General features: G+C 58.5%; 8 protein-coding genes. 4 read left to right on the top strand and 4 right to left on the bottom strand.

What is annotated here, in order from left to right; translation table 11 throughout:
• The first annotated feature begins 219 nt into the window (after window positions 1–219).
• The gene (ypfM, locus tag NI40_RS24005; protein WP_015572204.1) at window positions 220–279 is read left to right on the top strand and encodes a protein YpfM; all 60 of its coding nucleotides are present in this window, start codon (window positions 220–222) and stop codon (window positions 277–279) included.
• Between the two features lie 109 nt (window positions 280–388).
• On the opposite strand, the gene acrD is transcribed toward ypfM, so the two are convergent.
• Together acrD and narQ are read right to left on the bottom strand one after the other, a co-directional pair.
• Window positions 389–3502, bottom strand: coding sequence for a multidrug efflux RND transporter permease AcrD (gene acrD, locus NI40_RS16180; RefSeq protein ID WP_033146163.1), 3114 nt, complete (start codon window positions 3500–3502; stop codon window positions 389–391).
• A gap of 142 nt (window positions 3503–3644) precedes the next feature.
• Entirely contained in the window at window positions 3645–5339 is a 1695-nt protein-coding gene (gene narQ, locus NI40_RS16175) for a nitrate/nitrite two-component system sensor histidine kinase NarQ (protein WP_039263708.1), read from the bottom strand.
• A 152-nt stretch (window positions 5340–5491) separates the two neighbouring features.
• Between narQ and aegA the strand changes: the two genes are divergently transcribed.
• The 3 genes from aegA to NI40_RS16160 all read left to right on the top strand — a co-directional run bounded on the left by aegA (window position 5492) and on the right by NI40_RS16160 (window position 9273).
• Window positions 5492–7468, top strand: a complete 1977-nt coding sequence (gene aegA / locus NI40_RS16170; protein WP_039263707.1) for a formate-dependent uric acid utilization protein AegA — start codon at window positions 5492–5494, stop codon at window positions 7466–7468.
• A gap of 66 nt (window positions 7469–7534) precedes the next feature.
• Window positions 7535–8128, top strand: a complete 594-nt coding sequence (gene nudK / locus NI40_RS16165) for a GDP-mannose pyrophosphatase NudK (RefSeq protein ID WP_033146160.1) — start codon at window positions 7535–7537, stop codon at window positions 8126–8128.
• 101 nt (window positions 8129–8229) lie between these two features.
• Window positions 8230–9273 (top strand): DUF1176 domain-containing protein, encoded by a 1044-nt coding sequence (locus tag NI40_RS16160; protein ID WP_039263706.1) that lies wholly within the window; start codon window positions 8230–8232, stop codon window positions 9271–9273.
• Between the two features lie 4 nt (window positions 9274–9277).
• Here NI40_RS16160 and tkt read toward each other — a convergent pair whose 3' ends face one another.
• Both tkt and tal read right to left on the bottom strand, forming a co-directional pair.
• Complete coding sequence (gene tkt, locus NI40_RS16155; RefSeq protein WP_039263705.1) at window positions 9278–11266, bottom strand: transketolase; 1989 nt, start codon at window positions 11264–11266, stop codon at window positions 9278–9280.
• A 19-nt stretch (window positions 11267–11285) separates the two neighbouring features.
• Window positions 11286–12236 (bottom strand): transaldolase, encoded by a 951-nt coding sequence (gene tal, locus NI40_RS16150; RefSeq protein ID WP_033146157.1) that lies wholly within the window; start codon window positions 12234–12236, stop codon window positions 11286–11288.
• Window positions 12237–12346: the final 110 nt, after the last annotated feature.

Below are 12346 nucleotides of genomic sequence, written 5' to 3'. Positions count from 1 at the left end.
AGTTTAAATTTCGAATAAACTCAGCGGGTAAAATAAAACTCACCCGTTCGGAGGGTTATTTCAAAATATTGCTAGCCGTCACAAAAAATTGAGACCTCTCCGTTCATATTTATCATAAATCCCCGCAGGACGTGGGGTACAATCACAGCAATTGGTTAAATAGTCTTCACAATGATGGTCCGTTTTTGTAGAATGCGCATAATAATAAGAGAGGTTGTTATGATTGAACGTGAACTGGGGAACTGGAAAGATTTTATCGAAGGCATGCTTCGTAAATGACATTCAGTAAGAATTGCAAGAGCACTAAAATAAGTAAAATAACCATAGTGTGAATTAATCACACAATAAAAAGGCGGCCGATAAAACCGCCTTTTTTTATTTCAATCACTTACTCAGCCCGTTCCTTTAGCGGGAAGCGACGACGCACCAGCACAAAGAACAACGGCACGAAGTAAATGGCCAGGATGGTTGCCGAAATCATGCCGCCCATCACTCCCGTCCCGACGGCATGCTGGCTGCTGGAGCCTGCACCCGTACTGGTTGCCATCGGCAGTACGCCAAAGACAAACGCCAGCGACGTCATCAGGATCGGGCGTAAGCGCTGACGGCAGGCGTGCAGCGTGGCGGCCATCAGCTCGTGGCCTTTGGCATTCATCTCGTTGGCAAATTCAACGATCAGAATGGCGTTTTTCGCCGATAGCCCAATCACGGTGAGCAGACCCACCTGGAAGTAAACATCGTTCTCGAGGCCGCGCATCCAGGTCGCCAGCAGCGCACCGATAACCCCAAGCGGCACGACCAGCATGACGGAGAACGGGACTGACCAGCTTTCATACAGTGCGGCTAGGCAGAGGAAGACCACCAGCAGAGAGAGCGCGTAAAGTGCGGGAGCCTGTGCCCCGGAGAGTCGCTCCTGGTAGGACATGGCCGTCCACTCCAGACCAAAACCGGCGGGCAGCTGCTGGACCAGTTTTTCCATGGTATCCATAGCGGTACCGGTACTGACGCCCGGCGCAGCTTCCCCGACGATTTCAACCGCAGAGTAGCCGTTATAGCGCTCCAGACGCGGCGAACCGCTCTCCCAGTGCGAGGTGGCAAACGCGGAGAACGGCACCATGCCGCCAGCGTTATTCCTGACAAACCAGCGGTTTATATCATCCGGCAGCATGCGGAACGGCGCGGCGGACTGGACATACACTTTTTTCACGCGGCCGCGATCCATAAAGTCATTCACATAGCTCGAGCCCCACGCCGTCTGCAGGGTATCGTTGATATCGTTGATCGACACGCCCAGCGCCTGCGCCTTACGCTGATCGATATCCACCTGGAGCTGCGGGCTGTCGTCAAGACCGTTATGGCGGACGCGGGTCAGGCCAGGATCGTTGCCCGCCAGCGCTAGCAGCTTATCGCGTGCCGCCATCAGCGCCGTGTGGCCCGCGCCGGCGTGATCCTGCAGCTCCATATCAAACCCGGCGGAACTGCCCAGACCGCTTATCGCCGGCGGGCTGCTGGCGAAGACGCGCGCCTCTTTAATATGCGCAAAGGCTTTGGTTGCGCGTTCAATAATGGCAAATGACGTTCCCGTTCGGGTATCGCGCTCGTCCCAGTCCTTCAGGCGGACGAACATGCGGGCGACGTTCTGCCCGTTTCCGCCCGGGCCAGAGCCCACGGTGGAGAAGACCGACACAACGTTATCTTTCTCTTTGGTGAAGAAGTACTGCTCCACTTTCTGGACCACTTTCAGCGTCTGCTGCTGCGTTGCGCCGCTCGGGAGCTGCACCGAGGTGGTGAACATGCCGCGGTCTTCCATCGGCAGAAAAGAGGTGGGGAGATGCATAAACAGCCAGACCATGCCGCCCAGCAGCACAACGTAAATCATCATCCAGCGCAGGCTGCGATGGAGCACGCCACCGACGGCAGATTCATACCGCGCGGCATTGCGGTTGAACATCCGGTTAAACCAGCCGAAGAACCCTTTTTGCCCGTGCTGCTCCCCTTTGTGCAGCGGTTTTAGAATGGTGGCGCACAGCGCGGGGGTGAGGATCAGCGCCACCAGCACGGAGAGCACCATCGCCGAGACGATGGTTATTGAGAACTGACGGTAAATCGCCCCTGTTGTGCCGCCAAAGAAGGCCATCGGGATAAAGACGGCCGACAGCACCATCGCGATACCGACCAGCGCCCCCTGAATTTGCCCCATGGATTTGCGCGTCGCCTGGCGCGGCGAGAGTCCTTCTTCGCTCATGATGCGCTCGACATTTTCAACCACCACGATGGCATCATCCACCAGAAGGCCAATCGCCAGCACCATCGCAAACATCGTCAGGGTGTTAATGCTGTACCCGAACGCGTAAAGCACCGCAAAGGTCCCCAGCAGCACCACGGGGACGGCAATGGTTGGGATCAGCGTCGCGCGGAAGTTTTGCAGGAACAGGTACATCACCAGGAATACCAGCGCGATGGCTTCCAGCAGGGTCTTCACCACGTCCTCGATCGACGCTTTAACGAAGGAGGTGGTTTCGTAGGCGACTTTGTACTCCAGCCCGTGCGGAAAATACTGTGAAAGTTCGTCCAGACGGTCTAACACCAGTTTTGCCGTGGCCATTTCGTTTGCGCCGGACGCAAGCTTTATCCCCAGACCGGAGGCCTGATTGCCGTTAAAGCGGCTCAGGTAGTCGTATTTTTCCGCCCCCATTTCCACCGTGGCGACATCGCCCAGACGCACTTCCGACCCATCCTGATTCACGCGCAGGGTGATGTTGCGGAACTGGTCCGGCGTCTGCAGCAGGGATTGCGAATTGATGGTGGCGTTCAGGGCCTGCTTATCGACGGACGGCGTTCCCCCCAGCTGCCCCACCGCAATCTGGGCGTTCTGGGCCTTGATGGCATTCGTCACGTCGGTTGCCGTCATCTGGACGCTGTTCAGCTTGTTGGGGTCGAGCCAGATGCGCATAGAGTATTGTGAGCCATAGGCGTCGATATCCCCGACGCCGTTGATACGGCTGATGGGATCCTGAATATTACTGGCGACGTAGTCCGCAATGTCCTGTTTATCCATCGAGCCATCTGTCGAGACAAACGCGATGGTCAAAATGTTGGTATCACCGGTTTTACGCACGGTCACGCCCTGATTCTGCACCGCCTGGGGCAGCTTGCGCATGGCCGACTGCAGCTGGTTTTGCACCTGCTGCACCGCTTCGTCCGGGTCCGTGCCCGCCTTAAAGCTCAGGGTAACCGTCGCCTGGCCCGTGGCGCTACTTTGTGAGGACATGTACATCAGGTTATCCAGACCCGTCATGTTCTGCTCGATAACCTGCGTCACGGTGTTTTCCAGCGTTTGTGCGGAAGCGCCGGGGTAGTTTGCCGTTACGCGCACGTTAGGCGGCGCCAGATCGGGGTATTGCTCAACAGGAAGTGAAGTAATCGCCAGGACACCTGTCAGACACAACAGGATGGCAAGCACCCAGGCAAAAATGGGGCGATCGATGAAAAAATTCGCCATGAAAGAGTGACCTCGTTTTGCTGCACGTCATTATTGTTTATTGCCCGCATAACTTTAGCGGTAAGGCCCAGGCCAAACGTGGAGAAATAAAGGAGATAATGTAAATTATCATGCGCTTTTTCCCGCGCGTCCTCCTTTACCGTTATTTACCCGTTAATGGCGCGGGCGCCGGGAACGTCACGCTGACCAGCGTGCCGCCGTTTTGCGGCTGCGAGAAGTGCAGCATCCCGCCGAGCCGTTGCGCGCGTTCGCGCATAATGTTCAGGCCGTAATGGCCCGGCGGCTCGCTGGCTTCGCCAATCCCGATGCCGTTGTCACGAATGCTGACGCTGTGCGTACCGTCCACGGCGGTCACGCAGCTGACGGTGATCTCGCTGGCCTGCGCGTGCTTAATGGCGTTCAGCACGGCCTCACGCACGATCTGCAGCAAATGCACCTGCTTTTGCGCGTCCAGCGCCAGCGAGGAGAGGCGGCAGTCGAGATGCAGCTTCGCCTGCGTCTGGCTCTGCAGGACGTCGAGGGACTCCTGCAGCGCCGCGGGTAAGTTCGCGTGGTTCAGCGTCAGGCGGAAGGTGGTAAGCAGCTCGCGCAGCTGCTGCCAGGCATTGTTCAGCTCGCGGGAGAAGTCGGTGATGATGGTCTGCGCCGGGGTATTTTCCTCGGGCACGGCGCGTTTGAGCAGCGCAAGCTGAATGCGCAGATACGATAGCACCTGCGCCAGCGAATCGTGCAGCTCGCGTGCAATGGTGGCGCGCTCTTCCATCAGCAGCAGCTGCTGGTAATGTTTTTGCGCCTGGTTAAAGTACAGCCCGCGCCCGAGCATGGTCGCCACGCTTCTCATCAGCGGAAGGGGAACGCTGTCCGTCTCGCTTTGCCAGCGCAGCTCGCCGTAAAGGGTGTCCTGCATCAGTACCGGCAGGTGCTGCAGAGGAATACCATGTGACTCCGTCCCTTCAGACAGCCGCCAGTCGTCGCTGGTGCGCAGTTCGAGATAATTCATCTGCGTATAGTCATGGACAATCTGCAGGATATGCCGAAAGCAGTGGCTGTCTATCTGGCCGGTATTCAGCGCCTGCGAGCATTTGAACAGCATGTCGAGCTGCTGGTGGGCTTCATGCAAATGCCGCGTCTTTTCCGCGACCGAGGCTTCGAGCGAACGGTAAAGCGTAGCCAGCTCGGCGGACATGTGGTTGAAGGCGCGGGAGAGTTGGCCCAGCTCGTTCGGCAGGGCGGTATCCGGCGCCGGGGTTGTAAATTCGCCACGCTCAACCCGTTCGCTGGCCGCCACCAGATTGTTAAGCGGCAACACCACCTGGCGACGGATGCGTCGCAGGGTAAACAGCGTCAGGAGCAGGATCCCGAGAGCGCCCGCCAGCGAGAGCAGGGTCACCGTCTGGATTTTATGTTCGGTGTAGTGCTGAAGGGCGAGCACAAAGGCATCAATACGGCCGACAAAATCCTCAATGTGGGTTTGATACCACGCGCTGTCGCCGCGGGCGATGCGCGCATCCATCTCCAGCCAGGCCACGTGCAGCTGCTGGTAGCGCGCTTTAACATTGTCCGGGACGTACCAGCGGTTCAGCTTCTGCAGGGCAGGCGCGCTCAGCGTCCGTTGCCAGCTGTCGCGATGCGCGGCAAGGGCAGGGCTGTTGCGCTGCATCTCGTAGCCCAGACGATAGCTCTGCATGCGCAGCGAACCCGCGATATTAATGGCTTCGGCGTCACGCTGGCTGCTGGCTAGCGTCAGCAGCGCGACGGTGCTGGTCAGCACCGATAAGGCAATTATCGAAAAGAAAGCCCAGGCAAGGCTTCCGGAAACGGGTCGTTTGACGGTCACAGAACGGCTCTCTGAATAAAATTGATCTGCTACAGGTTCACTGTAAATAATTCGGCATTCCGGGCATTTGAACATTGCCCGATCGCGCCGTGATGCGTAAATACCATACTCATACAAAGAATAAGGTTATTGAACCAAAAACAGGTGTGGTTATGAATCGTTTTATTATGGCTAACAGCCAGCAGTGCATCGGGTGTCGCGCCTGCGAAGTGGCCTGCGTGATGGCGCACAACGATGAGCAGCACGTCCTGAGCGAGCGCCATTTTCATCCCCGCATTACGGTCCTGCGAGCCGGCGAGAAGAGTAGTCCCGTCACCTGCCATCACTGTGAAAATGCGCCCTGCGCGCAAAGCTGTCCGAACGGCGCCATCAGCAAATGCGATGACAGCGTACAGGTGAATCAACAAAAATGCATCGGCTGTAAGGCCTGCGTGGTGGCCTGCCCGTTTGGCACGATGGAGATTATCGTCACCCCGCTCGACAGCGGCGGCGTGAAGGCCTCGGCGAATAAATGCGATCTCTGTCTGACGCGGCTACACGGCCCGGCCTGTATCGAAAATTGCCCGGCAGATGTCCTCTCACTGGCGACGCCTGCTGTCCTTGATACTCTGGCGAAATCGCGCCGCCAGCGCACGGCCTGCCTGGAAGCGCAGCCCTGGCATGCGGAAGCCGTCAGAGAGGACGCTTCGCGAACCAAACTGCATCAGATGCAAACAACCCCGCCACGCGGCGAGCCCGACAAGCTGGCTGCCGCAGAACGCGTGGGCCATTTTAACGAAATTTACCTGCCGTTCCGGGACGAGCAGGCCGCCCGCGAGGCGTCGCGCTGCCTGAAATGCGGAGAGCACAGCATTTGCGAATGGACCTGCCCGCTGCATAACCACATCCCGCAGTGGATCGAGCGCCTCAACGCGGGGGATATCGCCGGCGCGGTCGAGCTTTCACATCAGACCAACTGTTTACCTGAAATTACCGGCCGCGTCTGTCCGCAGGACCGATTATGCGAGGGTGCCTGCACAATACGTGAAGAGGCGGGATCCGTGACCATCGGTAACATTGAGCGCTATATCTCCGATCGGGCGCTGGCGATGGGCTGGCGGCCAGATATGTCCGCCGTCACGCCGACAGGTAAACGTGTCGCGATCGTCGGCGCGGGGCCCGCCGGGCTGGCGTGCGCCGACGTGCTGGCGCGCAGCGGCGCGAGTGTGACTGTCTATGACCGGCATCCGGAAATTGGCGGATTGCTGACCTTTGGCATCCCGGCATTCAAGCTGGACAAATCGCTGCTCGCGCGGCGCAGAGAGATATTTACCGCGATGGGGATCCGCTTCGAGCTGAACTGCGAGGTGGGCCAGGACGTGTCGATGTCGCAGTTAAAGCACGAGTACGACGCCCTGTTTATTGGCGTGGGAACCTACCGCTCGATGAAGGCGGGTATCCCGCACGAGGACGCGCCTGGGGTCTATGATGCGCTGCCTTTCCTTGTAGGTAACACGCGCCATGTTATGGGGCTGGAGTCGACGGCCAGCGAACCATTTATCGATACCCAGGGCTTAAACGTGGTGGTGCTTGGCGGGGGCGATACCGCGATGGACTGCGTCCGTACCGCGTTACGCCACGGCGCGGCAAAGGTGACCTGCGCCTATCGTCGGGATGAGGCCAATATGCCTGGCTCGAAGAAAGAGGTGAAGAACGCCCGAGAAGAGGGCGCGGCGTTTGAATTTAACGTCCAGCCGGTTGAGCTGACGCTGGATCCGAACGGTAAGGTCAGCGGTATCCGGATGCTGCGTACCGAGCTCGGTGAACCGGACGCGCAGGGACGGCGTCGACCGGTTCCGGTAGCGGGCAGCGAGTTCGTGATGGCGGCTGATGCGGTCATCATGGCGTTTGGTTTTAACCCGCACGCGATGCCGTGGCTGCAGGCGCAGGGTGTCGAAACGGATGACCGGGGGCGGATCGTTGCTTCGGTCGAGAGCCGCTACCGTTACCAGACGACTAACCCACAGATCTTCGCCGGGGGCGATGCGGTTCGCGGTGCGGATCTTGTGGTGACCGCCATGGCGGAAGGACGTCATGCGGCGCAGGGGATACTCGACTGGCTTGGGGTTAACGCCCCAAAACATCATTAAACCGGCGGGCGACAAAGCGGGATTCACGGCGTAGTATAGGACGACTCATTGTGTTGTGGAGCCCGTATGACCCTGAAAATTGACGTTATCAAAGACAAAATTCTCTCTGAAAACTACTTTGTCCTGCGTAACATCACCTATGATCTTACGCGTAACAACGGTGAGGTGATCCGCCACAAGCGCGAGGTCTACGACCGCGGCAACGGGGCAACCATTCTGCTCTATAACCGTGAAAAGCAGAGCGTGGTGCTGATCCGTCAGTTCAGGGTGGCGACATGGGTTAATGGCAACCCTGACGGACGTCTGATTGAAACCTGCGCGGGCCTGCTCGATGATGATGAGCCGGAAGTTTGTATCCGCAAAGAGGCCGTGGAAGAGACCGGCTTCGAAGTGGGCGAGGTCAAAAAGGTCTTCGAGCTGTTTATGTCGCCGGGCGGCGTAACGGAAATTGTGCATTTCTTCATTGCGGAATACAGCGACGCGCAGCGCACTCACCGCGGCGGTGGCGTGGAGGATGAAGATATCGAAGTGCTGGAGCTTCCTTTTGCCCGGGCGGTGGAGATGGTGCGTTCAGGCGAAATCAGGGATGGTAAAGCGGTGATATTACTGCAGTATTTACAGACAACCGGGCTGATGAACACCACTTTCGAACGGATATAGCCTGTTTTTCGGGTATATCTGATAAATCCGATTGAGCAACCCCGGCGGGAACACGAAGATACTGCCCAGTTAAGCGTTTTCGTTCCGGGATTGTGTCATTCATGCGCTACAGCGTCTTTTTGTTTTACCTGTTTTGTGTGCTCCTCGCGCCGCAGGTGCGGGCTGCACCTGCCCAGCAAGCCTTCTCCGACTGGCAGGTAACCTGCAACAACCAGAATTTTTGCCTCGCACGCAACACGGGTGAACACCGTGGTCTGGTCATGACGCTCACCCGTAGCGCCGGGGCGAAAACGGACGCCACGCTGCGTATCGATCTCGGCGGCCTTGATACGCCCTCGGTAAAAGAGCCAGAGATTGCCCCCCGGCTGCTGCTGGATAACGTTCCCCTGAAGCTGGACAAACAGCGCTGGCAGCTCACGCCCTGGCATCTTAAAACGGACGATGCGGCTACCATCACCGCCTTTCTGAAAAACATCCAGGAAGGGAAGGCCCTGACCCTGCGCGACGGCAAGCAGGTTATTTCGCTGAGCGGTCTGAAAGCCGCGCTGCTGTTCATTGATGCGCAGCAAAAGCGCGTCGGCAGCGAAACCGCGTGGATCAAGAAAGGTGACGATCCGCCGTTAAGCGTTCCGCCTGCTCCTGCCCTTAAAAAGGTGGCGGTCGTCAACCCGACCCCGACGCCGCTCTCCCACGCCGAACTGAACGACCTGCTGGATTATGGCACCGGGCGGATGAACACCAGCCAGTGCTCGCTGGATCCTAACCGCCGGGAAGTGCGCGTCACCGCGTTAACCGATGACAAAGCGTTGCTGATCGTCAGCTGCGAGGCGGGGGCCTATAACACGGTCGATCTGGCGTGGCTGGTATCGCGTAAAAAACCGTTCACCGCGCGCAGCGTCAGGCTGCGTCTGCCGTTTACGCCGTCAGGCGACGGGAGCGAAATGGAGTTGATGAACGCGAGCTTTGATGAAAAGACGCGCGAGCTGACAACGCTCGCGCTGGGGCGCGGTTTGGGCGATTGCGGGATCCAGACGCGCTGGCGTTTTGACGGCCAGCGCTTCCGCCTGGTTCGCTACGCCGAGGAGCCCAGCTGCGACAACTGGAACGGGTCAGATGCCTGGCCCACGCTGTGGATCACGCGGTAAAACACTACAGTACGCTCAGCGCCTTCTCCACCACGTTCTCAACGGTAAAGCCGAAGTACGGGAACAGCTTATCGGCAGGGGCGGATTCGCCGTAACCCCACATGCCGACAATCGCCCCTTTGAGCCCGACATACTTGTACCAGTAGTCGGCAATACCGGCTTCCACCGCTACGCGAGCCGCGACGTTGGACGGCAGGACCGATTCCCGGTACGCCTCGTCCTGGGCGTCAAAAATATCCGTTGAGGGCAGGGACACCACGCGCACCGCGTGACCTTCGGCAGTCAGTTTCTCCGCCGCTTTCACCGTGATTTCCACCTCGGAGCCGGTCGCAATCAGGATCACGTCCGGCTTGCCGCCGCTGTCCTTCAGGATGTAGCCGCCGCGGGCGATATTTTTCACCTGCTCCGGGGTTCGCTCAATCTGCGCCAGATTCTGGCGTGACAGAATCAGTGCCGTTGGGCCATTGTGGCGTTCTACCGCCAGCTTCCAGCCCACCGCCGCTTCGACCTGATCGCACGGACGCCAGGTGCTGAAGTTCGGCGTCAGGCGCAGGCTTGCCAGCTGTTCAACCGCCTGGTGCGTAGGCCCGTCTTCCCCGAGTCCGATGGAGTCATGGGTATAGACCATAATCTGCCGCGCCTTCATTAAGGCCGCCATGCGCGCCGCGTTACGGGCGTACTCGACGAACATCAGGAAGGTGGCGGTGTACGGCACAAACCCGCCGTGATGGGCGATGCCGTTGGCAATGGCGGTCATCCCAAACTCGCGCACGCCGTAGTGGATGTAGTTCCCGGCGATGTCCTCTTTCAGCGATTTTGAGCCCGACCAGATGGTCAGGTTGCTGGGCGCCAGATCCGCCGAGCCGCCGAGCAGTTCGGGCAGGAGAGGGCCGATTGCGTTCAGGGTATTTTGCGACGCCTTGCGGGTGGCGATTTTCGCCGGGTTGGACTGCAGGTTTTCAAACAGCGCCTGGGTTCTGTCGTCCCAGTCCTCCGGCAGACCGCCGCTCATGCGGCGGGAAAACTCGGCGGCGAGATCCGGGTGCGCTTTTTTGTAGGCGGTGAACTTCTCGTTCCAGGACTGCTGGGCCTTTTCACCCGCCTCACGGGCATCCCAGGCTCTGTAGATCTCTTTCGGGATCTCAAACGGTGGATGTTTCCACCCCAGCTTCTGCCGGGTCAGCGCGACTTCCTCCTCGCCCAGCGCCGCGCCGTGCGCCTCCTCTTTGCCCGCCTTGTTCGGTGAGCCGAAGCCGATGACCGTGCGGCAGATAATCAGGGACGGTTTGTCCTTCACGCTCTGCGCTTCCTGAATCGCTTTTTTCACCGCTTCAGGGTCATGGCCATCGATCTCGTGCACCACGTGCCAGTGATAGGCTTCAAAGCGTTTTGCCGTGTCGTCGGTAAACCAGCCTTCGGTCTCCCCGTCGATGGAGATGCCGTTGTGATCGTAGAAGCCAATCAGTTTGCCGAGCCCCAGCGTGCCCGCCAGGGAGCAGACCTCATGTGAAATCCCCTCCATCAGGCAGCCGTCGCCCATAAACACGTAGGTGTAGTGGTCGACAATCTCGTGGTCCGGCTGGTTAAACTGTGCCGCCAGCGTGCGTTCGGCAATCGCCAGCCCGACCGCATTGGCCAGCCCCTGACCGAGTGGTCCGGTCGTCGTTTCCACCCCCGGGGTATAGCCAATTTCCGGGTGCCCCGGCGTTTTGGAGTGCAGCTGGCGGAAGTTTTTCAGCTCCTCAAGCGGCAGATCGTAGCCGGAAAGGTGCAGCAGGCTGTAGAGCAGCATTGAGGCGTGACCGTTGGAGAGAATAAAGCGGTCGCGATCGTACCAGGTGGGGTCATTGGGGTTGTGCTTCAGAAAGTCGTTCCACAGCACTTCGGCAATATCAGCCATGCCCATCGGCGCGCCGGGGTGGCCGGAATTGGCTTTTTGCACGGCATCCATGCTGAGGGCGCGAATGGCATTGGCTAGCTCTTTACGGGACATAGTTCACTCCGTGGCAAGGTTAAAGTTTGGCGGCGAGAAGGTCTTCAAGTTTGCGCTGGTCGACGGCGAACTGGCGGATGCCGTCCGCCAGTTTTTCCACGGCCATGGCGTCCTGATTGTGCTCCCAGCGGAACTCCGCTTCGGTCATGGCTTTCGGTTTTGGCAGAACGGTGGAGGTCGGCACCAGCTTGCGGATCACCGTTTCTTCTTTGTCCTGTAGCTCCTGGAGCAGGTTAGGGGAGATGGTCAGACGGTCGCAGCCTGCCAGGGCGAGGATCTGCTCGGTACGGCGGAAGCTGGCCCCCATCACGATGGTTTCATAGCGGTGCTGTTTGTAGTAGTCGTAGATATTACGGACCGATTTCACGCCCGGATCCTCATCCACCACGTACGGATCCATCGGCTGTTTCGCCTGATACCAGTCGTAGATGCGCCCGACAAACGGCGAGACGAGGAACACGCCCGCTTCAGCGCAGGCGCGCGCCTGGGCAAACGAGAACAGTAGGGTCAGGTTGCAGTGGATGCCCTCTTTTTCCAACACCTCAGCCGCTCGGATGCCTTCCCAGGTGGACGCCAGCTTGATCAGAATGCGTGATTTATCGATCCCCTGCTCCTCGTACAGTTCCACCAGGCGACGCGCCTTATTAATGCTCTTTTCTTTATCGAACGAGAGGCGGGCGTCGACTTCGGTCGAGACGCGGCCCGGGATGCTTTTAAGAATTTCCGCACCAAAATTAACCGCCAGCTTGTCGCTGGCTTCGGCGACCTGCTGCTCCTGCGTTTTCCCGCGCTGTTTACCGTAGGCAATGGCGTCATCAATCAGATGGCTAAAATGGGCAAGCCCTGCAGCTTTGAGCAGTAGCGAAGGGTTAGTGGTCGCGTCCTCCGGCTGATAGTGGCGAATCGACTCGATATCGCCGCTGTCTGCAACCACGGTGGTGAATTTTTTGATGCCGTCTAGCTGGTTCATAAATAATTACTCCTTGGAAATAAAAGAGTTAGATGAGTGCGTTAGTTCACACTTCTGGAAAAATCATGATGGACTTAACAAAAAAGCATAGCAGACGGGGGAGGCATTGC

Origin of the sequence: Enterobacter sp. E20, assembly GCF_000801755.2 — a bacterium.
In the GTDB taxonomy this organism is placed as follows: Bacteria; Pseudomonadota; Gammaproteobacteria; order Enterobacterales; family Enterobacteriaceae; genus Enterobacter; species Enterobacter asburiae_B.
The sequence above is the reverse complement of the archived record's forward strand: the minus strand, read 5'-3'. Positions and strand labels throughout refer to the sequence as shown.